The sequence below is a fragment of the Acetobacter sp. genome, assembly GCF_022483985.1.
Classification (GTDB): domain Bacteria; phylum Pseudomonadota; class Alphaproteobacteria; order Acetobacterales; family Acetobacteraceae; genus Acetobacter.
In genome coordinates this window covers 375,159-399,296 of record NZ_JAKVME010000001.1, presented here as the reverse complement: position 1 = coordinate 399,296, position 24,138 = coordinate 375,159, and the positions used below count along the sequence as shown (strand labels likewise).

The 24,138-nt window shown below is 54.6% G+C and carries 21 protein-coding genes; 11 read left to right on the top strand and 10 right to left on the bottom strand.

Going from position 1 to position 24,138, the window contains the following annotated elements:
• Positions 1-90 precede the first annotated feature (90 nt).
• The 10 genes from LKE90_RS01785 to LKE90_RS01740 form a co-directional block, all read right to left on the bottom strand.
• Entirely contained in the window at positions 91-297 is a 207-nt protein-coding gene (locus tag LKE90_RS01785) for a hypothetical protein (RefSeq protein WP_291491123.1), read from the bottom strand.
• Between the two features lie 164 nt (positions 298-461).
• The gene (locus LKE90_RS01780) at positions 462-1,934 is read right to left on the bottom strand and encodes an MATE family efflux transporter (protein ID WP_291491122.1); all 1,473 of its coding nucleotides are present in this window, start codon (positions 1,932-1,934) and stop codon (positions 462-464) included.
• Between the two features lie 165 nt (positions 1,935-2,099).
• A complete protein-coding gene (locus tag LKE90_RS01775; protein WP_291491121.1) occupies positions 2,100-3,248 on the bottom strand; it encodes an AI-2E family transporter in 1,149 nt (382 codons plus the stop codon).
• 92 nt (positions 3,249-3,340) lie between these two features.
• Positions 3,341-5,449 (bottom strand): S9 family peptidase, encoded by a 2,109-nt coding sequence (locus tag LKE90_RS01770; protein ID WP_291491120.1) that lies wholly within the window; start codon positions 5,447-5,449, stop codon positions 3,341-3,343.
• A 109-nt stretch (positions 5,450-5,558) separates the two neighbouring features.
• Positions 5,559-5,891 (bottom strand): hypothetical protein, encoded by a 333-nt coding sequence (locus tag LKE90_RS01765; protein WP_291491119.1) that lies wholly within the window; start codon positions 5,889-5,891, stop codon positions 5,559-5,561.
• Between the two features lie 142 nt (positions 5,892-6,033).
• Positions 6,034-7,080 (bottom strand): aldo/keto reductase, encoded by a 1,047-nt coding sequence (locus tag LKE90_RS01760; protein ID WP_291491118.1) that lies wholly within the window; start codon positions 7,078-7,080, stop codon positions 6,034-6,036.
• A 229-nt stretch (positions 7,081-7,309) separates the two neighbouring features.
• Positions 7,310-8,002, bottom strand: coding sequence for a fumarylacetoacetate hydrolase family protein (locus LKE90_RS01755; protein ID WP_291491117.1), 693 nt, complete (start codon positions 8,000-8,002; stop codon positions 7,310-7,312).
• A gap of 221 nt (positions 8,003-8,223) precedes the next feature.
• On the bottom strand, positions 8,224-9,540 hold the full coding sequence (locus LKE90_RS01750) for a CapA family protein (RefSeq protein ID WP_291491116.1): 1,317 nt from the start codon (positions 9,538-9,540) through the stop codon (positions 8,224-8,226).
• Positions 9,541-9,543: 3 nt separating this feature from the next.
• Complete coding sequence (locus LKE90_RS01745) at positions 9,544-10,806, bottom strand: Zn-dependent hydrolase (protein WP_291491115.1); 1,263 nt, start codon at positions 10,804-10,806, stop codon at positions 9,544-9,546.
• 46 nt (positions 10,807-10,852) lie between these two features.
• Positions 10,853-11,716 (bottom strand): LysR family transcriptional regulator, encoded by an 864-nt coding sequence (locus tag LKE90_RS01740; RefSeq protein WP_291501388.1) that lies wholly within the window; start codon positions 11,714-11,716, stop codon positions 10,853-10,855.
• 367 nt (positions 11,717-12,083) lie between these two features.
• On the opposite strand from LKE90_RS01740, the gene LKE90_RS01735 reads away from it, so the two are divergent.
• From LKE90_RS01735 to LKE90_RS01685, 11 genes are all read left to right on the top strand, one after another.
• Positions 12,084-13,262: an MFS transporter gene (locus LKE90_RS01735; protein ID WP_407066037.1), complete on the top strand. Its 1,179-nt coding sequence runs from the start codon at positions 12,084-12,086 to the stop codon at positions 13,260-13,262.
• A 6-nt stretch (positions 13,263-13,268) separates the two neighbouring features.
• Complete coding sequence (gene pxpB / locus LKE90_RS01730) at positions 13,269-13,907, top strand: 5-oxoprolinase subunit PxpB (protein ID WP_291491112.1); 639 nt, start codon at positions 13,269-13,271, stop codon at positions 13,905-13,907.
• Entirely contained in the window at positions 13,904-14,884 is a 981-nt protein-coding gene (locus LKE90_RS01725; protein WP_291491111.1) for a biotin-dependent carboxyltransferase family protein, read from the top strand. Before pxpB ends, LKE90_RS01725 begins: the two co-directional genes overlap by 4 nt.
• Before the next feature lie 22 nt (positions 14,885-14,906).
• Positions 14,907-15,671 (top strand): LamB/YcsF family protein, encoded by a 765-nt coding sequence (locus LKE90_RS01720; protein ID WP_291491110.1) that lies wholly within the window; start codon positions 14,907-14,909, stop codon positions 15,669-15,671.
• A complete protein-coding gene (locus LKE90_RS01715) occupies positions 15,668-16,129 on the top strand; it encodes an acetyl-CoA carboxylase biotin carboxyl carrier protein (RefSeq protein ID WP_291491109.1) in 462 nt (153 codons plus the stop codon). The genes LKE90_RS01720 and LKE90_RS01715 overlap by 4 nt, the downstream gene beginning before the upstream one ends.
• The gene (accC, locus tag LKE90_RS01710) at positions 16,122-17,468 is read left to right on the top strand and encodes an acetyl-CoA carboxylase biotin carboxylase subunit (protein ID WP_291491108.1); all 1,347 of its coding nucleotides are present in this window, start codon (positions 16,122-16,124) and stop codon (positions 17,466-17,468) included. The genes LKE90_RS01715 and accC overlap by 8 nt, the downstream gene beginning before the upstream one ends.
• 2 nt (positions 17,469-17,470) lie before the next feature.
• Positions 17,471-17,869 carry a hypothetical protein gene (locus LKE90_RS01705; protein WP_291491107.1) on the top strand — a complete coding sequence of 133 codons (399 nt, stop codon included), beginning with the start codon at positions 17,471-17,473 and terminating at the stop codon, positions 17,867-17,869.
• Positions 17,870-17,935: 66 nt separating this feature from the next.
• Positions 17,936-18,886: a hydroxyacid dehydrogenase gene (locus LKE90_RS01700; RefSeq protein WP_291491106.1), complete on the top strand. Its 951-nt coding sequence runs from the start codon at positions 17,936-17,938 to the stop codon at positions 18,884-18,886.
• A 72-nt stretch (positions 18,887-18,958) separates the two neighbouring features.
• On the top strand, positions 18,959-20,350 hold the full coding sequence (locus LKE90_RS01695; RefSeq protein ID WP_291491105.1) for an MFS transporter: 1,392 nt from the start codon (positions 18,959-18,961) through the stop codon (positions 20,348-20,350).
• Positions 20,351-20,478: 128 nt separating this feature from the next.
• Positions 20,479-20,922, top strand: a complete 444-nt coding sequence (locus LKE90_RS01690) for a VOC family protein (protein ID WP_291491104.1) — start codon at positions 20,479-20,481, stop codon at positions 20,920-20,922.
• A 519-nt stretch (positions 20,923-21,441) separates the two neighbouring features.
• Positions 21,442-24,057, top strand: a complete 2,616-nt coding sequence (locus LKE90_RS01685; RefSeq protein ID WP_407066030.1) for a TonB-dependent receptor plug domain-containing protein — start codon at positions 21,442-21,444, stop codon at positions 24,055-24,057.
• Positions 24,058-24,138 lie beyond the last annotated feature (81 nt).

Genomic DNA, 24,138 nt, shown 5'->3' with positions numbered 1-24,138 from the left:
GTTTATCGCCAATAAATCGGAAGAGCGTGCGGTCCCTCTCGGGTCGGGCAACGCCTGTATAAAAGGCGTGCCATAGGGTCGTCGTTGGTATTACTCGTCCTCGCCAAGCACCTCACGAGAGCGTCGGACGACCGTCTCATACTCTTCATCCGACAACTCACCCCGATGGTGAAACTCGCTGGCACGCGCCAGAGCATCTCTGGCGTGGCTTTTGTCAGGAATAGGATATCGCCGCCCCGGCAGGGCAAAGGCGCTATCAGGAAGCGCATCGCGCTCGGCTTGCGTCAGACGTGACATGGCGGTCCCCCAGAAAAAAGCGCTCGAGCAAAACCATCACATCAATGATCGTGGATCGAGCGAGAACAACACGACCGACTTTAAACCGACCAGTGACAGACTGCTTTGATATGGCCCCTGTTCCCGCCGAAACAATCACGGAGGCCCATCTTTAGCGCGAGATTTTACGGCGATCCGTCCTTCGCATACAGATCCGCCTCTCCCATCTCGTCGAGATCCACCATGGCGGCCTCCGCGCTCTGCGTCGGCACATCACTGGCCCGGACATCCGTTCTCTGCATCGGAGCCTTGGCAGCCCCCGGCACTGACAATCCGTGCACGACACGGAAGGCGACAATAATCGCCAACCCTCCGAACAGCACGCTGCCTACCGCCTGACCGATCTGCACACCCAACGCGCCGAATCCGGCTCCATAGGCAACAAAGGGAATCGTTCCCAGTGTCGCGCGCCCCCAGTTGAACAGGGTCGAATACAGCGGATGGCCGAGATTGTTGAACACCGTGTTGGCAACGAACAGCATCCCGACAAACAGGTAGCCCAGCACCGTCCATGAACAGAACAGATGGATCAGGGCAGCCCCATCCCCCTGAAGGTGGAAGCCCGCCGTCAGCAGATTCTGGGAAAGCGCCAGCACGAGCCAGGTGCAGGCGACACAGCCCACCACAATCTTGAGAGAAGCGACCAGCACCTCCCTCACCCGATCCAGCTTGCCCGCTCCGAGGTTCTGCGAAATGATCGGCCCAACAGCGCCTGTCAGCGCAAAAACCATGGCGAACGCGACCACCACGATCCGCTCGACCGCCGTCTGGCCACTGACCGCCTCAAGACCGAACTGCGCCATATGCTCGGTGACGTAAGCCCCTCCCACGGGGGTCGCCAGATTTGTCAGGATGGCCGGAATGGCAATCACCGCAACGCGACGGCTGTCACCCCACACGGCGACAAGCTTGGGCCATTCGAGCATTCCATGCAGGCTCGCCCCACGCCATCCGAGCACGAGAACCGCTCCACGAGCGAGGATCGTGCTGATGGCGGCCCCCACCAGTCCCTCTCTGAGCCCGAGAATCAGCAGAGGGTCCAGAATGGCGGTGAGGACCGCCCCCACAAGGGTAACATTCATGGAGCGTTTGGCATCTCCGACGGCGCGCATCAGCGCCGAGGCGGACATGCCGAGAGAAATCAGCGGCAGAAATGGAGAGGTCAGATAGAGATAGAGAACGGCCTGATCGAGCGCCTCTCCGGATGCTCCCAGCAGCGAAAGGATGGGACGTGCCAGAATCGCCGTCACGATGCCCACCATCGCCGTAAGCACGAAATTGGTCAGCATGAAGGAGGAGGCGATCCGCCGCGCCCGATAGAAGCTGCCGCCGCCGATCTCCCTGCCGATACAGGCGCCAAGCCCAATGGTCAGACCGATGGAGACCGCTATCTGGATGCCGCCCACCGCGCCGGCAAAACCGATTGCCGCAGTCAGGGCCGGCTCACCGAGATGAGCGATATAGATCATGTTCAGCATGTCGACGGCAAACACGGCCATCAACCCGATAGCGCCGGTTCCCGCCATAACGAGAACGTGCCGCATCACACTGCCGACCACGAAACACGCCTTTTGTCCGGGCACTGCTCTTCCGTTCATTCAGATTCTGCGTGTCGGACTTCAGGAGTGCTTGGCCCGCTGCTACTTCACCGCACTATGGCATGGCTGGCCTGTAACGCGAATGCCGAACGCGTATCACAATAACATTTATATTCCATGACGTGCCGCTCCGGACAAACGGGGCGAATTCCGGCCTGAAAGGACTTATCCTCCCTTCAGGCTCATTCCCCGTTCACGAGACCAGTTACGCCAGAGCAGATGCAGCGTCGCCATCGCAGCCGGGCCGAGAAAGAGACCGAGAAGCCCCCATGTCTCGGCACCACCGACAATCCCGAGCAGCACCCACAGAAACGGCAACTGCGTGCTGCCACCGATAAGCCCCGGACGGACGAAATGATCCGCCGTGAAGATCACCACCGCTCCGATGGCGAAGACAGCCACAGCCGACATCGTTCCGCCGTCAACAAGCAGGAAAGTCGCGGCGAGTCCGACCGGAATCATGGCGCAGAAGGGGATCATCGCCGCAATGGCCGTCGCGCCACCAAGCAGAACCGGATGAGGAACTCCCGTCAGAAAATAGATCACTCCCATGATGATCCCCTCGCCCACTCCGACGAGCACCAGCCCCGCGACAGTGCCGTGGATGGAAGCGATGATCTGGTGTCCGATCAGTTCACCCCGTCGGCCGAAAGCCCGGCGGGAAGCCACGGTACATTCCCGCATGATCGTGTCCCCGTCCTTGTAGAGAAAGAACAGGGTCAGGATGGAGAAGAAAAACAGCGTGCCACGATGGACGACCTGTGACCCGACCGTCCTTGTCATGGCCAGCCCCCGCGCATCAAACGAGCTGAAGAACTCCGCTGCGGCGCTGGGATCGGAGAGATGGCTGTCCCACCACTTGATGACCGCATTGGCTCCAAAAGGCAGCCTGCTGACCCAGACCGGCACCGGCACACCGGCATTCCGGGCATGCTTCATCAGACCCAGCACGTTCTGCGCTTCGTTGGCCGCCTCAAGTCCGACAAACAGCATCGGGATCAGAAAGAGCAGAGCCATCCCCGCCGTGCAGACTGCGGGCAGAAATGCCCCGTGCGCCAGACGGGGCCAGCGCGCCTGTATCTTGCGATAGAGCGGCCATGTCGCCACGGCGAACACGACACCCCATGCCAGCGCACTCAGAAAACCATGAATTGTGTAGGTTGTGATGGCGACAATGGCGAACGCGAGTACCTCCCGCGCTTTCCACTGCGCCCGTCGGGCTGCCTGCCTCTGCTCAAGCGTGACATCTTCGACCGTACAGGGCGCGAGGTGAACATGGTCGTCATCATGCGGCGGCAAACCGGATTGTGACATTCAGCTATCTTCCCTCAAGCCATTGCTCCCCGGACAGCCTCGGCAAAATCCGTGGATCAGATAAACGCCAATGCCACGCAGGACCGCTCCTGTCACGCGCTCACCTGTCGGCCACGCGCTTCTGCCCAGATCGCGAACGCATGAATCAGGGCGGCTTCATCAAGCGCCTTGAAGCGTCCGGACGCGCCGCCATGTCCCGCTTCCATGTTGATCCTCAGCAGAAGTGGACTGTCTGAGACAGAATGGTCCCGAAGCTTCGCAATCCATTTGGCGGGCTCCCAGTAAGTCACGCGGGGGTCCGTCAGGCCGCCAATGGCGAAGATCGCCGGATAGGGTTTTGCAGTAATCTGATCATAGGGTGAATAACCGGCAATCCGGTCATAGGCTTTTTCATCAACCAGCGGGTTCCCCCATTCCGGCCACTCCGGCGGCGTCAGCGGCAGACTGTCGTCCGACATGGTGTTCAGCACATCCACAAACGGCACAACCGCGACGATCCCTGCGAACAGGTCCGGACGCATGTTGGCGATCGCCCCCATGAGCATGCCGCCTGCCGAGCGGCCATCCGCCACAATACGACCGGCATCCGTCCAGCCCTGCCCGATCAGATGGTCAGCACAGGCGATGAAATCCGTGAACGTGTTTTCCTTGTGCTCCCCTCGCCCGCCAAGGAACCAGTCCCAGCCCTTTTCCGAACCGCCCCGGATATGCGCGATGGCATAGACCCAGCCACGATCGACCAGACTCAGGTTACGGGTCGAGAATGTCGGGTCAATGGAAATGCCATAGGAGCCATAACCATAAAGCAGCATCGGCGCGGGTTGGCCCTCCGGCGTGTCCCGGTGCCATAGCAGCGTGATCGGCACGAGTTCGCCATCCGGCGCTCTGGCCATGAGACGCTTCGTCCGATAGTGCTCCGGATCATGACCCGACGGAACGTCCTGCATCTTCAGCAGATGCCGCGTGCGGTCCTCCATGTCGTAGGAAAACCACTGACGCGGCGTGGTCGGCGACTGGTAGGAATAGCGGAGTTCCGTCGTCTCGAACTCGTAGGAGCCATCGAGCGAGAGTGTGTAGGCGTCTTCATCCGTCGCAATCTGATGCCGTTTACCCGCGGCGTCTTCGATCACGATGACAAGGTTCGCATTCACCCGCTCGGTCCAGACCAGATGCCCGGAAAAGCAGACCGCGCCCGTGACGTAGTGCCCTGCGCGGTAAGGCACATGCTCACGCCACGCCGAACGTTCACCAATCGCTCCATCGGCCGTCCCATCGGCGACTGTCATCAGCTTGAAGTCCGTCGCCCCATCGGCATTCGTGCGAATGACAAACCTGTCTCCCCAATGGGACAGTTCATACATCAGCCCCTTTTCACGACGGGCGACACACACAGGCGACGCCTCCGGGTCACTGCCGGGAATGATCCAGTTTTCCGACGTGTCATGATCATTGGTGCTGATGACAATCCATTTGCCGGAACGCGCCGCGCTTACTCCGACAAAAAAACCCGAGTCCGGCTCATCATACACCAGAACATCGTCGCTCCCGGTCAGCGCCCGGCGATAAATCCGCACCGGACGACCGTTATCATCCCGACAGGTCCAGAAAATGAAACGCGTATCGGGAGAAAAGGTGAATTCTCCTGAACAGTTCGCTATCTCGACAGGCAGCATCTCACCTGTGGTCAGGTCGCGCACACGAATGGTGTAGATTTCTGACCCCTGCGTGTCTTCCGCCCATGCAAACAGCCGGTGGTCCGGACTATGAGTTGCGCCGCGTGCCGCGTAATAGGGCTGATCCTTTGCCCGGCTATCCGCATCGAGCAGCACTTCTTCCGTATCCGGATGACCTTCCGCATGGCGAACATACCGAGGATACTGGGACCCGGCCTCATAGCGGACACCATAGCGCCAGCTTCCGTGCGGAAGTGGCGGGAAAGAGTCGTCTTCCTTGAGACGCCCTTTCATCTCGGCGACGATGTCGCTCTGCAACGCGCTGGTAGAAGCAAGCACAGCGTCAGAGTAGGCATTTTCCGCACGGAGATGCTCGGCAATTTCCGGGCGCAGCAGGGCCGGATCACGCAGAACGGCCTGCCAGTTATCGTCCTTCATCCACGCATAGTCGTCCACACGGGAACGGCCGAGTTGCTTGATGCGACGCGGGTTCTTGTGAGCGACGGGAGGTACGGGGATTGCGGACATGCAAATGGCCTTCCAGTGACTACCAGAAGGCCATTCTTGCACAGGATGGCTTAACGAACACCCTGTCACCAGACGGGATTCAGCCATGCATGTATCGAAAAACCGTGCGTCAGGAGTCTTTCAGCGCCTTGCCTTCTTCAGCACGTGTACCAAACGGCACTTCCTGCCTGTCGTCCAGTTCGTCCATGCTGCCGCCGGGATTGCCTAGATTTTCCTGAATTTTCGCATTTTCGATCGGCTGGCCGTTCGGAGCCAGCGGCACGGGAAACTCGACCGGGATTTCTCCCGCGTCCGGGTTGAGTTCCATCCCGACCAGATCCGTCGCGGCTTCCAGATAACCTTCCGGACCACAGGTCGGCTTGCCGTCGGCAACCCACATCTCGTTGGCTCTGGCCTTGATTCTGGCGTCGCGCTGCGGCGAGTCTTCTAGCGGATTTTCCATATCACGCACTCCTTCAAATGACGGTCACTGTGCGGAGATCACCTCCGCTTCCCCATCAGAACAGCCTGATCGGGAGGCAGTTTCGGTCCTGTCCGTCATGTTAGGCCAGCCGCCGCCGGAAGACACCCCTTCAGTTAGCAGATCAGGGAGCCGGGTTGTTGTGGACCTGATGAATGTCGTTGATCCGGCTTTCCAGTTCTGGCGCAATCTCGACATCCACAGACCCGAGAATCGTCTGCAACTGGGCGATGCTGGTTGCGCCGATGATATTGGAGGTGACAAAGGATCGTGACGTCACAAACGCCACTGCAAGCTGCACCGGATCGATCCCGAATTCCCGCGCCAGAACGAGGTAGGCCCGAATGGCGTCATCCACGCCCGGCTTTTCGTAGCGCTGTCCACGGTTGAACAGGGTGGTGCGTGCGCCGGCTGGCCGTGCGCCGTCCAGGTATTTTCCTGTCAGATAACCCTGAGCCAGAGGGGAATATGCCAGCAGCCCAACCTGTTCGCGCAGGGCGAATTCGGCGAGCCCCAGTTCGAATGTCCGGTTGATCAGATTATAGGCATTCTGGATCGACACCACACGCGGCGCCCCCTGACGGGATGCTTCCAGACATTTCGCAACGCCCCACGAGGTTTCATTGGACAGCCCGACATGCCGGATTTTGCCTTCCGTCACGAGGTCGCCCAGCACCCCCAGCGTTTCCTCAAACGGCACTTCATCATCAGCAGACGGTTTTTCGAATGTCGTGCCTCCGGCTCCGAACAGATTGACCCGACGATCCGGCCAGTGAAGCTGGTAGAGGTCCACATAGTCCGTACCCAGCCGCTTCAGAGAGCCTTCCAGCGCATAACGGATCTGACGCGGTGAGAGACGGGTTTCCTCGCCGCCGGGACGAAACCATTCCATCGGACTGCGACCCACGACCTTGGTGGCAAGAATGATCTGGTCACGACGTCCGGTTTTGGCCAGCCAGCTTCCTACAATCCGTTCCGTCGCACCAAAAGTCTCGGCTCTCGGGGGAATGGAATACAGCTCTGCCGTATCAATGAAGTTGATGCCTCTGTCGATCGCAAGATCAAGCTGGGCATGACCTTCCGCTTCCGTGTTCTGCTGACCGAATGTCATCGTGCCGAGACAGATTTCACTGACAAGGATGCCGGTTCGGCCAAGTTCGCGTTGTTTCACGTTGCTGTCTCCTGTCCGGATGAGTTCCCGCAGGAGATAAGCAGCGCTTGGGGGACCATCGCAAGGGAGGCTGATGATTTTTCCGTCAAATTATCCAATCGTATCAATTGATAAAAATCAACTGATACATTGCAAAACAAACAATCAATTCAAAATCCGGGAAATGATTTTATAGCCCCCCTCGATATTATCTGCTGATGGTAGTCCAATTCACTCCACCACCCGATCGTCATTCATAACTGACTGTCAGTTCACCAACATTTTCGCATCTGGCTTCCAGAATATCATGAACATTGACCTGACCGACACCCGCTGGTGTGCCTGTCATGATAAGGTCACCCGCACGCAGTGTAACACTATACGACAGCACAGAGATCATGTCCGGTATCGACCAGATCATATCGCTTATTCGCCCGGATTGCCGGATGTCGCCATTGACCGTCAGGGTGAGAAGACTCTGTTCCACCTCACCTACCAGACTGGCCGGACGAATAGCGGAAATGGGACAGGCGTTATCGAATCCCTTGGACAGGCTCCACGGATGCCGGTTGTTTTTGGCCGCCTCCTGCATGTCTCGTCGGGTCATATCCAGACCCACGGCGTAACCATAGATCAGCCTGCGACTTTCTTCCGGCGACAGATTGGTGCCGCCAGCATTGAGCGCCACCACCAGTTCCACCTCATAATGGAGTTTCTGTGTTTGCGGCGGGAACGGCAGCACAGAAAGAGTGCTTATGTTGTCAGACGGTTTTGTAAAAAAGAACGGCGGGTTTCGCTCGGGGTCGCTCCTCATTTCCCGGCTGTGCTCCGCGTAGTTGCGTCCAACACACCAGATCCGTCCGACCGGAAATTTTACGTCCAGCCCCTCGATTGGCAGTGCTGAAATCGTAGGAGGAAACAGGAAAGATGCTTTCTCAGTCATAGGCAATACTCCGGAACCAGAGAAAAAACACATGCAGAAATACGCGCACCAACCAGAACAAGGACCACATGCGTCAGGTATAGCTGCGGTCCTGTGAAACACTGGTCTGGTTAGAGCAACATCCGGGCAGATGCGGTTGTCTGATCGGATAAAGTTGCTCGACAAACAAAGAGTTAGAGCGGCATCGCCCTGCTACTGTTTACAGAAATTTCCATGCCTGCTCACTGGTCGAATCTGAGCGTCATATAGCCATCGCCCACACCGAAGGATGTACCATAAGGCGCGGACAAATCCTTGATTTTCTCCCGAACACGATGGCTGTCGGCATCTTTCGCCAGATAAGGCACGCCGCGTTTATGCGCAGAAAGCCCCAGTCCGAGCGTCACAGGATGAACATCCACCGCTTTAAGAACACCCTCTTCAAAATGGCAGACAGGAAGCATGCTATCCCAAAATCTCTGATCCGACGGAAAGCCTTTCGTATCATTCTCGCTCCGCCCCTTATAAAGCCGGTGCGGCGTCATATCCGGTGTGTAACGAAAAGCACTGTATGAATCCATCGGCAGACGGGACACCAGTTCATTCTGTCCGATAAAATTTCCCATTCCGTGAAAGATCGGGGTATTTTTGTAAATCTCGATCCCTCGCAGCAAATGCGGGCCGTGACAGACAACAACCGATGCTCCGGCATCGACGACTGTGTGCGTGAATTCACGCAGAAAAGCAGCCGGGACTTCGATATCCGGAGTTCCCTGTGCGTTGTAATCACTCTCATGCGCGTGAATGCTGACGACAACCACATCAGAAACAAGCTTTGCTTCTTCAATCCATTTTACAATATCGGCAAGATCCTGCTGGTTCGCGCGGGTCTGCACACGGGTCTGGTCGCCAGTTGTAAATTGAAGCCCATCAAAGGGTAATGTGCCCTTGGGAGGGTGGAAGGAGAAACCCTGCCGGATTTTCTCATCCAGAATATCCTGCAAGCCCAGACGCTCATAAATGCCGCGCAATTGCGCGATTTCTTCCGGTGTGACCTGATACGTTTTGCTGAAGTGCAGCGGATTGACGCCCGGCCGCCCCGCCATGAGGCCTGTCTGGGCGGCGGCTTCCTGCCCACGCGCAAAAGTGGAAGTGCAGGATACCAGCGCCACCGTTCCCGCCGGTGTTGTGGTATATGCGGGCCTGCGCGCCTCCTCAAGGTTGACGCCAACACCCGCGTAGACCATCTCCCGCTCATCCAGAGCCTGCATCATCTTACGCAGGCCGGATATGCTGTAATCAAGACTGTGGTTGGTTGCTGCGGCGTACAGATTGAATCCGGCGTCATTCAGTTCATCCAGCACCCAGCACGGGGCCCCGAAATGCGTGCCGCCATGATCCAGCGCCGGATCACCTTCAAAATCATTTGCTACAAACTCAAGATTTGTAAAACTGATATCACATTCGCGGATCAGATCAAACAGAGGAGCAATGGCGGCATCCCGCTGGCTGTTCAGACGACGAAAGAGAATGGAATCTCCGGTCAGAGCCAAACGCATCAATCAGATCCTTTCCGCACGAAGTTTAAGAACGCCATCCAGAACGGAAGTCGCAGCAGCAAAATCGGTCATTTCGAGATGTTCGTAGGGATTGTGGCTGCCATTTTCATTCCGGACAAACAGCATTTCCGTTGGAATGTCGCGGTTGGCGAAGGTTGCGGCATCGTGTCCTGCACCACTTGCCATGCTGATCGCGGGAATCTTCAGCTCCCGGCTCACATCAAACGCCAGACTCTGGAGCGTTGCATCCATGAGCGCCGGGGCACTGCCTGTGCGCTCGCCCAGATCAATTTTTACATTATGGCGCGTGCCCACATCCTGCACGACCTGCTGAATATGCCGATCGACTTCGCCCAGCAGATCCGTATCCTGTGATCTGACGTCAAGCGAGAACGAAACCTTGCCCGCAACAGCGCTAAAATTGGCCTGCTGTGCATCGGTATGACAGACACCGAAGGTCAGAGTCATGGCCTTGCCATTACTCTCCATCTGCTCCCAGTATGCCTGTAGCGTAGTCACAAGATCCGCCATAGCCACCACCGTATCGGCCCTGAACTGGCGGGGTGTCGCCCCCGAATGAGCGTACTGCCCCAGTATACTGGCATGGCGATAACGCATGCTGCCACAAATTCCTGACACCACGCCGATAACGGCATTATTACTGGGCAGAACAGGGCCTTGCTCTATATGCAACTCAACAAAACAGTCTATTTTTTCGGGTTGCAGAATACCCGCATGTGGCCATTGCGGTTCCCCGCCGCATTCCGCCATATGCTCCGCCAAGCTTCGGCCTGTATCGGAGCGTCTGGCCTGAAGGTCCTTTTCTGTCAGCAAATCGAAAGCTGTCCTGCTGCCGATATAGGACACAGGGAACCAGACACTCTCTTCCGCACGGGTCGCCATGACGGTGACATCCCGTTCAGGCGTAAATCCGTCCCTCACCCAACGGCACAGGACGGACAGACCGGCCACGACGCCCGCAGCGCCATCGTAATTACCGCCCGAAGGGACCGTGTCCATGTGAGAACCAGTCATGACGGCAGGCTTGCTCCGGTCACGACCTGGAAGCGTCAGATACAGGTTACAGGCCCAGTCCCGTCGAATTTCCAGTCCATGTTCGCGTGCGATCACACAAAGCATCTCGTGCGCTTCATTTTCCTTCTCGCTGAAGGAAGGACGCGTCATGCCCAGCCCGTCAAAACTCATTGCGTGCAGGGCTTCGAAAAGCGCCTGTCCGAATGCCTGATGAAATAAGGTTACACTCATGCTTCGGGAACTCTTCGCTTGGGGTATCAGGGTAAATTGACGAAAATCAACTACATTGACCGGAAAGAAACGTAATAAACTTTCCAACCGATATCTTTCTTCTGCTATTGAAGGCCATAACGCCTATTTCTCGTTTCTGAGAAAATTCTGGTATGTCTATACATTTAATGTTTTCGTATTTATTGATTTCCTGACATGAAGGAATAATGGCAATCCCGATATTCTTGGAGACCATATCCAGAATAAGGCTGATTTCCTCCGTCTCGGTAATATCATGCGGCGTCATACTATGCATTTTCAAAAAACTACTGATACTGCTGCCACCAAATGAACGACTGTCATAACGGATGAACGGATGCTGATTGAGGATGGACTTCCAGTCCTGCACCTCAATGCTTTCATGCATCACCATCACGTAGTTCTGGGTCACAAGTGGCACCCATTCCATATGAGGAATAAGACTGAATGGCGGCTTGACCATAATCGCCATATCGAGTTCCTTGGCCTCCAGTTTCTGAAGCAGCGCAAGAGACACGTCGACACTGACTGAAAGCAGGACATCAGCATAAATTTTCAGGAACTCGGCCATGGCAGGCGCCAGAAGCGCCGAGTAGGCCGTAGAGATGACTCCAACCTTGATGGTACCGCTAATGGTGTTATCTCTTGGAATATCACGCATACGATCAAAAAGCGTAACAATCTCGGCAGCACGATCAACGGCAATCAGACCTGCCTTGCTCAGACTGACCGCCCGGCCAGTCCGTTCAAACAGGGCATAACCGAACTCCATCTCCAGACGTTTGATCTGCGCACTGACAGCCGACTGGGTCAGCCCCACTTTTTCAGCCGTGGCGGCAAAGCTTTCGAGTTGGGCGGCAACGAGAAAGGTGCGCAGTTCCGTTATCATCATACAACACTTTTTTTGTGCCTCAGAGGCAAAAATTATCGATATTTTTGTTGCTCTTTTTTGTTCTATAATCGAAATTAAATGGAAGACAAGCTCTTTTTGCGGGTGACGAGGACAAAAACTTCTTTTTCTGAAAAGGGAAGTTGAAAACCTCAATACCACCGAAAAAACTGTGAAGCCCATGTGTGTACGGAGAGATAACGATGCCACGCAACCTTGATGTCATGCCCGTGCCCCGTTCAATTCTTCCAGCATGATTGTCTGAATTTTGACGCAGGAAAAAAATCAGGACGTGCATCTATCCTCTTCTCTATCGAGCGGAGTGGCCGGAACAACATGGAGGCGGGTTGCCGTCTGTGCCGCCACAGTCATGATGTGTGTCATCTGTTATGGAGACAGAGCCGCCCTTTCTGTTGCATTACCTGACATTGTAAAAGATTTTGGTCTAAGCCCCAGTCAGGCAGGATGGGTTCTGTCGAGTTTTCTCTGGTCCTATTTTTTCCTGAATCTGCCCTCTTCCATCCTTCTGGACAGACTCGGTCCACGGCTTGTTGGCATTCTGGCCGTGGCAGTATGGTCCGCGGCGATGGTGCAGGGCAGTCTGGCCATGACGCTGCCTGCCTTTCTGCTTTCCCGCGTTGTGCTCGGGGTAGGAGAAGCACCAACTTTTGCCTTGGGGGCCAAGGTCATGCGCCTGTGGTCGTCTCCCCATCAACGGGGGCTGATGATGACCCTGTTCACCAGTGGCATTTCAATTGGTCTGGCATCTGGCGCCCTTGTTGCGGGCTACATGGTGGCGCAGCATGGCTGGCGCATGACATTCATCATTCTGAGCTTGGTGGGATTTCTGTGGTGTCTTCTATGGTATTTCCTCTACCCCCCACGAACGAAAGCAACTGAAAAATCCATTAAAAAAACGCGTTTTTCACTCAGGCCATTTTTTGCATCCCGCTCGTTCTGGGGCGTGGTTATCGCACAATGCTGCGTCAATTATGCCAATTTCCTCATGATGTCGTGGCTGCCTGTTATTCTCAAACAGAGGATGAATCTCTCGGTTTTTGATGCAAGCGTTTATACTGCCTACTGTTACGCGGGCGCTGTCATTATTTCACTTGTTGCGGGCCGGATAGGAGAAAGCCTGCACAGCACCCACGCAAACACACGCTCTGGTCGGAAACGTATTGTCGCACTCTACCTTTCCATGGTCTCCGTGCTCGGCATTCTGCCATTCATCCATTCGGTTCCTCTGTCGATGGTCTGCCTTATCCTGAGCATGGGGTTTGTAACCGCTGGCAGCGGCGCAAACATGGCTCTATTGGCCGACCTGCTGGTCGAGCATGACGCTTTGGGGGCAGCCAATGGGCTTGTGCTGACCTTCAGCAACGGCACCGGCATCCTCGCGCCGGTTATCACCGGATATATTCTTGAATTTACAGGAAGTTTTGAATACGTATTCTACATGGTCGCAGCCATTGTTCTGGCTGGGGCTGGAGCGATTCTGACTTTCCCCCGCATTCCCATAAAACTCGACACTGTTGCAAACGGATAATTTGTCATGCGTATCAGTTATGCGGGCGTGGAGGCTTTCCTGTTGGACATGTCCGAGGGGCCATTCCTTGACGATATACAGACCCGGATATGGAGTCTGGAAAATATCCTGAAAAAGAAAACCGAAATTCAGACAGTCATTCTCGGAGCAAACAATCTTCTGGCCACGTTTGACTGCGAAAAACATGAAGCCGCCGACATACGCCAGATATTGCATACCGCATGGGAACAGGCAGGATCAGCCCACATCACTCCGCGAGAGCTGGTTATTTCTGTGACTTACGGTGGACCAGATGGAGAGGACCTTCCCTTTGTAGCCGAGACGGCAGGGCTGTCCGAACGTGAAATTGTGGCCCTTCACACGGGCGCAACCTATCGGGTTGCCATGGTCGGCTTCTCTCCCGGTTTCGGTTATCTGACCGGAGTGCCGAAACCGTTGGCCATCCCCCGCAGAAACACCCCTCGTGTTAGTGTGGAACAGAAATCCGTTTGTCTTGGCGGTGGTTTCACTGCGGTAACGCCCAGCAAGGGACCGTCAGGCTGGCATATTCTGGGTAAAGCTCACTGCCCTGATCTTTTCGACGTAACGGAAGATGATCCCTGCCTGCTGAGAGCTGGCGATATTGTCCGTTTTGTGAGCGCATGATGCTTGAAATTCTCACGAATGCCCCCCTGAATACCGTGCAGGATCTTGGTCGCGCCGGAAGCTTGCCTTTTGGGGTGTCCTGTGGTGGCGTCATGGACCGCACCGCCTTTATTCTGGGAAATATTCTTGTCGGGAACAAACCGGATGCAGCCGGTCTTGAGATTGTGTTTTTTCCTTTCAGAATCAGATTCCGTCAGGACTGCGTATTTGCCATTACCGGAGCGCCCGCCAAGGTCCAACTGGATGCAATGCCTCTGCCTGCCTGCTGGAGCATGAAAGCACGCGCTGGTCAGACACTGGCCCTGGAAGCTCCCAAAAAAGGAATGCGATCCTACCTGACGGTTGCCGGAGGAGTGGATGTACCCACCTTACTCGGCGGTCGCTCAACAGACATCAAAGGCAGCTTTGGCGGTTTCGAAGGGCGTGGCCTGCAAAAAGGCGACCTTCTGTCCTGCGGCACAACAACAGCCAGTCTCCCGGTACCCGTCAATGGACTGGGACTGGCAGCCCATCCCCCCATGCCTGATAAGGATGGCGTGGAACTGCATGTTCTGCCCGCAGCCGAATACGAAGAATTTACGGAACAGGCACAGGCTTGTCTGGTACAGCAGCCGTGGCGAATCACCACACAGACCAATCGGGTTGGATTCCGGCTTGAAGGAGACTCCGCCCTCCAGACCCGGAACCCCCTCAGCCTTCTGTCACACGGACTTCTGCCCGGAACGATACAGGTGCCTCCATCAGGTCAGCCCATCATCCAGATGGCGGATGCCAACACCTGCGGAGGATATCCAAAGATAGGTATTGTTTCCGAACCTGACCTGAGTTTTCTATCCCAGATGCCTCCGGGAGGCTGGATCAGATTTCGTATGATCGACCATGAACAGGCGCTTGCCCGACTCAGGGCGCATCGCCAATATCTGCGACAGATGGCAGAACAGGTTGATACTGCAAAATCCCATATTCTAACAAAATAGTTTCTTTTCTGGAGAAGACGCCATGACAAAAACAACAATCGACATGAACGCCGATCTTGGCGAAAGCTTCGGTCACTACAAGATCGGCGATGATACGGCGATGCTGGATATTGTCACTTCAGCAAACGTCGCCTGTGGTTTTCATGGAGGAGACCCTGAAGTCATGGCGCAGACATTCCAGATTGCCCGCGAAAAAAATGTCGCTGTCGGCGCGCATCCCGGCTACCCTGACCTATGGGGTTTCGGTCGCAGGCTGATCCCTTTTTCTCCAGAAGAGACAGAACGCCTGATCGCCTATCAGATTGGAGCGGCTCAGGCCATGGCCACCTATGCTGGCCACCCTATAGCCTACGTCAAGACACATGGCGCGCTCGGCAATCTGACAGAACGGGACGCTGATGTTGCAAATGCCGTCCTGAACGCCATGCAGGCTGTAGACCCTTCCCTCGCTCTTGTTGCCGGTGCGTTTGGTGAACTGGAACGGCTTGGACGTGAACGAGGCATGACCGTCTACACTGAAATCTTCGCCGACCGGGCCTATACCGAGGACGGACACCTCGTCTCCCGCAAGGAACCGGGCGCCGTGTTGCATGATGTGGATTTCGTCTCTGAAAGAGTCATACGCATGGTCAAGGCAGGCGCTATTGAAACACGTTCCGGCAAAATGCTGCCAACCCAGATGGATACCATCTGTGTCCATGGAGATAACGCTGAATCCGTTGCCATTGCACGCACCGTAAGAGCCCGTCTGGAGGATGCCGGTATAGCTCTCAAGGCTTTCATATGAAAAAAATACCGTCTTTTTCTGGCACAATGGACATGGAGCAGTTGTGCGCTCTCATGTCCTGCATGCAACAACTGGGCGTGCGCCTGCTGGACTATACGACCCCGGACGGCAAACGGATTGTTCTGCGCGGGCCAGAAACCGCACAGACGGAACAGCCCGCGCAGTCCAGAGGCGCAGCCATCCTCGCCCCGCCCGCTCCAGCACCTCTTGCAGCCAGCCAGCTTGAGGCTTCCATGCACGGGGTGTTCTACGCCGCTCCCTCTCCCGGCGAAGAATCTTACGTTCAGCCCGGTGATGTCGTGGAGGAAGGACAGACAATTGGCATTCTTGAAGCCATGAAAACATTGACCTTGCTGGAGGCTGACTATCGCTGCCGCATTCTCTCGGTTCTGGTCAAGAACGCCACGATGGTAGAGCCGGGTACGCCGCTTTTTAGCGTGGAGAAACTGGATGACTAAGCCATTGCGTGTTCTGATCGCCAACAGGGGTGAAATAGCTCTACGTATTGTTCGCGCCTGTCGCCTGATGGGGCTGGAAACCATCGGTATCTATTCCGAAGCGGATGCGGATCTCGCCCATCTGGACCATGTGGATGCCAAAGTGTGCATTGGCCCTGCCAGCGCTGCACAGAGCTACCTTGATCAGGAGCGTATCCTGCGGGCCGCCCGGTTGTGTCAGGCAGACATGGTGCATCCCGGATACGGTTTTCTGTCCGAAAATCCTGATTTCGCAGAGGCCGTGGAAGATGCAGGCCTGATATTTATTGGCCCAACTGCGCAGGTCATGCGCCTTATGGGCGACAAGATCAGCGCAAAAAAGGAAATGATTGCTGCTGGCGTACCCTGCCTGCCCGGTTCTGATGGTGCGTTACCTGACTCAGCGCAGGACACACAGCGTATCTGCGACACCATTGGCTACCCTCTGATCGTCAAGGCGTCTGCGGGTGGTGGTGGCAGGGGCATGCGGATTGTGGAGTCCGCGACGGATGTCGCCAATGCCGTTGCCAACGCCAGACAGGAAAGCCTTCTCGCTTTTGGCAAGCAGGATGTCTATGCCGAGCGTTTTTTGGAATCTCCGCGTCACATTGAAATTCAGGTCATGGCAGACCGTCACGGTCATGCCGTATGGCTGGGCGCACGTGACTGTTCTGTGCAGAGACGGCACCAAAAGCTGATGGAAGAGGCTCCTCCAGCCGGCATCCCGGAGCAGGAGATTGCCGCACTCGGGGTCAAATGTGCTCATGCCTGCCAGCAGATCGGATATGTTGGTGCTGGCACGTTCGAATTTCTGTACGAAGATGGGCAGTTCTGTTTTATTGAAATGAACACACGTTTGCAGGTTGAACATCCGGTAACGGAGATGACAACCAGCATTGATATTGTGCGCGAACAGATTTCTGTCGCTCGTGGCCACCCCTTATCCTTTACGCAGACCGACGTGAAATGCATGGGCCACGCCATAGAATGCCGGATCAACGCGGAAAACCCTGATACTTTCCTGCCAAATCCAGGAAAAATCACAGAATGGTGGCCCGCGGGTGGGCCCGGTGTGCGTATGGACAGTCACATTTATGAATCCTATGTGGTGCCTCCCTATTACGACTCCCTTATCGCAAAATTGATTGTTTACGGCTCTACAAGAGAAGATGCGATTGAACGTATGCGTGCCGCGCTCGCCGAAACACGCATTGGCGGCATCTGCACGACCATCCCGTTACAACAGCGTGTTTTGCAGTCGGAATCGTTTCTCAAAGGCATGGTTACTGTTCACTCACTGGATAAAGGGCTCATGAAATGATCATGCCCGATCACAACACTCAGTTGATCGATCTTCTGACAGTCCTTGTGCCCCGCATGCGTGAACATGGCATTGTATCCTGCGATGTCCCTCTGGAGGAAGGTCAACTCAAACTTGAGCTAACTCCACTGCAAATTGTCGACGTTCTGCATAATGTTTCGACAGTAGAGTCCGCTGCCAGAACAGTGGACGCACTCAGCCCAGAAATGGGAATCTTTTCCGAAGCAGTCGTGGAGGAAGGGCTCCATATCACTAAGGGAGCGATTCTGGGGTTTGTCGATGTCGGACCGTTGCGGCTCGCACTGGATGCACCCGTTTCGGGCACCGTCCTGCTCTGTCTTGTGCCGGTAAACTCTGTGGTTGGATATCATCAACCCGTTTTCCGTATCCAACCGGATTAACCTTCTGTTTTCATTACTATCCTGCCTGTTTCAGGATTATTCAGATCGCGTAAAGGATCAATTTCGGTGGAATGTTTTATCACCCAACCCGTGCATGAAGCCGCTATTACCTTCCTGAACAACCACGGTATTGCAACACGTTACGCTTCACGCCCAGACATGCGGACCGTTATTGAGGAAATAGGCTCGGCCGACGCGGTCATAACACGTGATCTGGGTCTGGACAGGCAGGCCATTCTTGCCGCTCCCAACCTGAAAATTATCAGTTGTCACGGTGCAGGCACCAATCGGATTGATGTCCCGACTGCCTGTGAACGGAACATTCTTGTAACCAACACGCCCGGCGCCAACAGCCAGTCGGTTGCTGAACTGACCGTGGGCCTGATGCTCGCAAGCGCCAGAAACATTTGTGAAGCAAATCAGGCTGTCCGCGAAGGTAACTGGGGCTTTCGTTACTCTGCGCACGGAATGGAATTACACGGCAAAACACTGGGGCTCATCGGCTTTGGCATCATTGCTCAGAAAGTCGCCACCATTGCAGGCAGAGGATTGGGCATGCGTTGTATTGCATGGTCGCCCAGCGTGCCCGCCTCCATCTTTACGGAGCATGATGTGGAACAGGTTCACCATCTGGAAGATCTTCTGAAAAATGCCGATGTCGTTTCAAATCATCGCTCCGGAAAAGCGACAGACACGCCAATTATTAACGCCTCCACACTGGCGCTGATGCACCCTGATGCAATTCTCATCAATGTAGGTCGGGGTTTTTCCGTGGAAAGCACGGATCTCGCTCATGCGCTGGAAGAAGGACGCCTGCATGGCGCCGCACTGGATGTATTTCAGCAGGAGCCTCCCTCCGCAACCTCTCCCCTGCTCAAGGCTCCCTCACTCATTGTCACGCCTCATCTTGGCGGCACAACACAGGAAGCCCTGCGACAATTAGCCCTTATCTGCGCGCATCAGGTACGGGATGCGCTCACGGGCACGCAACCCGAGCATATTGTTCTGGCACACTAGAGCAGTATCCGTGATCCAATCTGAACGGATGACGATCTAGTTTCAGACTGACGTGTCAGAAGCAGGCTATTTATGAACTCCTCCGCTTTCGTCTCCGCCCATGATGGCCTGTACGGGCGTATGCGTCTCTGGGCCATGACAGCCATCACGCTATCCATTCTTCTGTCCATTCTGGATTACTCTTCAGCAAATATTGCTCTGCCGGTCATGGCGCATGATCTCGGCATATCACAGGCGCAGTCAATCTGGATTGTTAATGCCTATCAGTTCGCCTCTCTGATTACGCTGCTGCCCTTCTCCTCCCTAGGAACCCGAATTGGGTATGCGCGCATGAGCCTGATTGGCACTGCCGTTTTTCTTCTGGCGTCCATCTTGTGCGCAGTAGCCACTTCCCTTTCATTCATGATGTTCGCCCGCGCCCTGCAAGGTATAGGTGGAGCCTGCATCATGAGCGTGAACCTGGCTCTGGTACGTCTGGTGTATCCTGCTGCAGAGTTGGGTAAAGGCATCGGTGTGAACGGCCTTATGATTGGGCTTGGCGTTGCCATGGGACCAAGTCTCGGGGCCTTTATTCTCGCTCTCGCCAACTGGCACTGGATTTTCTGGATCAACATACCCCTTGGCGGCATTGCCTTGATGCTGGGTATATCAGCCCTGCCAAAGACGCAGCACCACACACAGACATTCGACTTTCCGCATGCGGTGCTTACGGTTGCGGCGCTGGGTTTTCTGGTGATCGGTTTAAATATCTGTGCGCATGGACAGCATGTGCCGCTTGGCAGCACGCTATTATGTGCAGGCAGCGGACTCATTTTTTTGCTCTGGAAGCGGCAAAGCAAGGCCGATTCCCCTCTTTTTCCCGCCGACCTCCTCTCCCTCCCGGCCATGAGACAGGCGAGCGCGGTAGCCATCATCAGTTTCATTGCCTCCAATTTTTTCCTGATTTCCATCTCGTTCACCTTGCAGGATGACTTTGGCCGATCTTCCGTCGTATCCGGCCTGCTCATCACCGCATGGCCCATTGGTGTTGTTCTGACTTCTCCGGTTTCCGGCAGAATGGCGGACCGATTTTCCAGTGCGTTCCTCGCATCTCTGGGATTACTGGTCATGACCTGTGGCTTTGCCTGCCTGTGGACACAACCACTGACGGCAGGCAATCTATCCATTGCTTCATGTATTTTTCTGGCTGGAACAGGTTCTGGCCTGTTTCAACCTCCCAATAACCGCATCATCATGAGTTCCGCTCCCAAAGGGCGTGAAGGCGGCGCAAGCGGTGTCGTTTCTCTGTCACGCCTGTCCGGGCAGACCCTCGGAGCAACGGCTGTCGCACTTGTCTACCGTTTATACGCAGACCACGCCGCACAGATCTGTCTGGGCATGGCTACAGCCATAGCGTTTCTCGCTGCAATTGCGAGTTTCTGCAGAATACAGAAGAAACAGAATGATCCACCCATATCTGGGTAGCGTCTTTTTTCCACCTCATGAGTGAGGCATCCAGTGTCTGTATTTTTTGCTCTTAGCCCTAAAAAAGATCATTTTTCACAACAGATCACCCACCTTATGTGTTTGTTTTTCATGAGGAGAGTGAAAAAATGACTGCCCAAGAAACAACCGCACGATCTATCCCCCCTTTTCATCTTGCTTTTCCAGTGGATAACCTGTCGGAAGCACGCGCATTCTACGGTGACAAAATGGGATGCGGAGAAGGTCGCAGTTCCTCCGATTGGGTTGATTTTGATTTCTTCGGTCATCAGATTGTTGCTCACATGGCCGATTGCTCTCAGAACCGGCTTCATCTGAGCGGTGTGGACGACCATGACGTCCCCGTTCCGCATTTTGGTGTCGTTCTGACCATGCCCCAGTGGGAAGACCTTTCCAAAAAACTGATCGACGCAGGAACAAAATTTGTTATCGAACCTTATATCCGCTTCAAGGGACAACCTGGAGAGCAGGCGACAATGTTCTTTTACGACCCGTTTGGAAATGCAATCGAAATCAAGGCTTTCAATGATCTGAAAAGCCTTTTTGCAAAATGATCTATCACCTTTTCCGGGCGTCTACGCGCCCGGAAAAGCGGAATATAGTTGCAAATTACACCGCGCGATTCATCAAAAAAATTCAGAATTCTGATTATCAATCAGGCAGACAGACCTCATCTCCAAATCTTTCTCACAAAGTGCATTTCGAACAGATACAAATCACTTAATAAATTGATTTTTAATATAATTTTCTTCATATACACCTCCTACTCACATCCATTCATCTGATCTCATGGCTGCCCCGAGCCACAAAAAAATAATCTCTTGGGGCCAAAAAATATCGTTTTCCGAATTGGCGCACCCAGATTATTATCATTTCGAAACGATATTGCCGGAAAGAAGAATCGGCCCGTATATATGGAGAGCCAGAGATTGATCTCCTGCCGAGACCAGACTTCCTAAAATATTCCTGTTGTAACGGTGCATCCAACCTCTTTTTTTTCTTCATTGAATGAGTTTTAGGTTGTTCTCCCGTCGCAGTTACGTGGTCCCTTGTTTAGCTATGGAGTATATTTGATGCGACAAAAGACCTCACCCATCGACAAGAAGCTGTTGATCAGCACAGCCGTATTTGTCTCGGTTTTTTCAACACAGCACGCCACTGCTGCCACGACGTCGGGAAATATCAGAAAAACATCCTTCCAAAACAAGGATGTTACAAACAACCCTACAAAACTGGCATCTACCCAGGCAATATCCAAGCCTGCATCCGTTACGGCTTCAAAAAAAAGCTCTCCTCATAACCTGTATAGCCGTTCCAACGAAGAAGTCAGGGTCGCTGCGTCTCGTGTTATCGGGAAATCCGCAACATCTCCCTCTACCCCCGTGAACAGCACAACTCCTGTCACGGTGATCAGCGGCGCCGAACTCGCCGCAACCGGCCAAAGCAATGTCATGCAGGCGCTGGCCCAGCTCTCTCCTGCCATCACTTCCCCGGCGGTTCCGGGAATCGGCGGGAACGCCTTTGTGCAAACCATGCAGCTCCGTGGCCTCTCCGCCGACGAAACCCTGATTCTGGTCAATGATCACCGTCGTCACATTGGCGCAAACTTCAATGCCAATGCGGGTCCAAACTGGGGCACGGAACCAGCGGACATCGGCCTTATCCCCATGAGCGCCATTGACCATGTGGAGGTCATTACCGAAGGCGCAACAGCACTGTACGGACAGGACGCCCTTGCTGGTGCAGTCAATATCGTTCTCAAATCAGACACACACGGTGGTTCTGTCAATTTCAAGAACAGCGGATTTTATGGCGGAGATGGTCAGGGCATCAACGGCTCTGCGAATATCTCATTTCCCCTCGGTCACCACGGCGGTTATCTGGATCTCGCGGCGGAAATCGTTCATCAGCTTCCGGCCTTCCGTAATGGCGACTACAAGAACAGCAGCCGTTATCCCAATGACCTGTATTACACCCTTCCTGATGGCAGCACAGACCCACGTTCAAGCCGTAGCCGTGACGTGCAACGCTCCAACGGCCTGCCCAAGAAGACAACGGAAACCCTGTCTGCCAACATGAGCGTGCCGGTTACGGACACGATCAACCTGTATTCCACTTCCACCTACGGGCATCGCAACGTGAGCGTGGGTCAGGCTTACCGCTCTGCGGCGGATGATCTGACCGTCACCGCCCTTTGGCCTAATGGCATGCAGCCTTACTATCTGATGGAAGAAAATGATTTTGAAGTTGATAACGGCTTCAAGGGTCATAATCTGGGCTTTGCGTGGGACACTTACGTCAACTACGGCAAGGACATGCAGTCCTACGACCTGAAAGATACGGACAACGCTTCCTACGGCACAGACAGCCAGACGCGCTTCCACACCGGGTCCGCCGTTTCCAGCCAGTTGACCGCAGGTTTCAAGGCATCACGCAATATCAATGTCGGTTTCCTGCCCAAGCCTGTGGGACTGGAGTTCGGAGCAGAATATCGTCGGGACACCTTTCAATTGGGCGCCGGTGAATACGCATCTTATGCATCAGGTGGCGTGCCAATCCTGACAGGCCCCAATGCGGGCAAGACAGCAGCCCCCGGCGCGGCCACTCATGCCGGCAACCCTGATTACGTTGCTGGAAAATACACACGCGATGTTTTCGATGGCCACGCCAACCTGGACTTTTATGTCACGCCGAAATGGGAGTGGACAATTGGCGGCCGGACCGTCGCCTATCACAACTATCCTGTCGTCTCTACAGGCTCGATCGGAACACGCTACAACTTCAACAAGCGTTGGGCCATCCGCGCCAATATCAACACAGGCTATCGCCCACCAACCCTTGGCCAGACCTATTATTACTACAATTCACCACAGGCAACCTACTCAACTCTGTCTCTGCCCAACAACAACGCTGCAGCTCAGGCACTTGGAGCAGGCAAGCTCAAGGGGGAATATTCGCGCAGCTTTACTGTTGGAGTCGATGCTACTCCTCTGGATAACTGGCATGTAACCGGAAATCTGTATTACATTGCCATTAACGATCGTCTTGCCAGCACTACGACACTGAGCGGTAATTTTGTTGCCCAGACTCTTGGTGCGTATGGCATGGGCAATGCAACCTATGCATCCTACTACTCAAATCCGGTCAACACCAACACATGGGGTGGTGACCTGACAACAGACTACACACTTCGCACCAGAATCTATGGCACATTCCGTTTTGCCTTCAGCGTCAACTTTTCTGATAACGAAATTCGTAGTTATAACAGCACACCGAGCGTTCTTCAGGCCAACGGACTTTCGTCCTATAACGCTTACGCCGTGGCGGAGCTTATTCACTCCAGCCCCAAAAATCGTGAAACTCTGAGCCTGAACTGGACCAAAGACAAATGGTCTGTGTCAGTGGAAGAAATGCGTTACGGTTCCAGTGTCTTTATCGCGGCCCCCAGCCTCCCCACCAATCTCTGGACGAAAATACATCCGGCCTTCATCACGAACATGGAAGTTGGCTACAAGATTACTCCCATATGGCGCGTAGCCATTGGAGCCAACAACCTTGGCAACAAATATCCGACACGCGTCAAAGCTGCGGCCGCAGCATCGAACAATAACCTCTTCAAATATCCCACGTCCTCAGCCTTTGGATATTTTGGCGGCATGTATTACGTGAACACATCCATCAATTTCTAAAGCATACCCAGCTTAAATGGAGATATTCAGGCTAGTGAGCAGACCCTTCAAACATAGAGTTAATAAAAACTGATACTCATT

Coding starts and splice junctions, on each gene's coding strand:
- LKE90_RS01695 (WP_291491105.1), top strand. CDS start 18,959: ATGAACTCCTCCGCTTTCGTCTCCGCCCATGATGGCCTGTACGGGCGT.
- LKE90_RS01765 (WP_291491119.1), bottom strand. CDS start 5,891: ATGGAAAATCCGCTAGAAGACTCGCCGCAGCGCGACGCCAGAATCAAG.
- LKE90_RS01785 (WP_291491123.1), bottom strand. CDS start 297: ATGTCACGTCTGACGCAAGCCGAGCGCGATGCGCTTCCTGATAGCGCC.
- pxpB (WP_291491112.1), top strand. CDS start 13,269: ATGCGTATCAGTTATGCGGGCGTGGAGGCTTTCCTGTTGGACATGTCC.
- LKE90_RS01725 (WP_291491111.1), top strand. CDS start 13,904: ATGATGCTTGAAATTCTCACGAATGCCCCCCTGAATACCGTGCAGGAT.
- LKE90_RS01770 (WP_291491120.1), bottom strand. CDS start 5,449: ATGTCCGCAATCCCCGTACCTCCCGTCGCTCACAAGAACCCGCGTCGC.
- LKE90_RS01720 (WP_291491110.1), top strand. CDS start 14,907: ATGACAAAAACAACAATCGACATGAACGCCGATCTTGGCGAAAGCTTC.
- LKE90_RS01705 (WP_291491107.1), top strand. CDS start 17,471: ATGCCCGATCACAACACTCAGTTGATCGATCTTCTGACAGTCCTTGTG.
- LKE90_RS01740 (WP_291501388.1), bottom strand. CDS start 11,716: ATGATGATAACGGAACTGCGCACCTTTCTCGTTGCCGCCCAACTCGAA.
- LKE90_RS01690 (WP_291491104.1), top strand. CDS start 20,479: ATGACTGCCCAAGAAACAACCGCACGATCTATCCCCCCTTTTCATCTT.
- LKE90_RS01780 (WP_291491122.1), bottom strand. CDS start 1,934: ATGAACGGAAGAGCAGTGCCCGGACAAAAGGCGTGTTTCGTGGTCGGC.
- LKE90_RS01750 (WP_291491116.1), bottom strand. CDS start 9,540: ATGCGTTTGGCTCTGACCGGAGATTCCATTCTCTTTCGTCGTCTGAAC.
- LKE90_RS01735 (WP_407066037.1), top strand. CDS start 12,084: ATGATGTGTGTCATCTGTTATGGAGACAGAGCCGCCCTTTCTGTTGCA.
- LKE90_RS01715 (WP_291491109.1), top strand. CDS start 15,668: ATGAAAAAAATACCGTCTTTTTCTGGCACAATGGACATGGAGCAGTTG.
- LKE90_RS01775 (WP_291491121.1), bottom strand. CDS start 3,248: ATGTCACAATCCGGTTTGCCGCCGCATGATGACGACCATGTTCACCTC.
- LKE90_RS01685 (WP_407066030.1), top strand. CDS start 21,442: ATGCGACAAAAGACCTCACCCATCGACAAGAAGCTGTTGATCAGCACA.
- LKE90_RS01745 (WP_291491115.1), bottom strand. CDS start 10,806: ATGAGTGTAACCTTATTTCATCAGGCATTCGGACAGGCGCTTTTCGAA.
- LKE90_RS01755 (WP_291491117.1), bottom strand. CDS start 8,002: ATGACTGAGAAAGCATCTTTCCTGTTTCCTCCTACGATTTCAGCACTG.
- accC (WP_291491108.1), top strand. CDS start 16,122: ATGACTAAGCCATTGCGTGTTCTGATCGCCAACAGGGGTGAAATAGCT.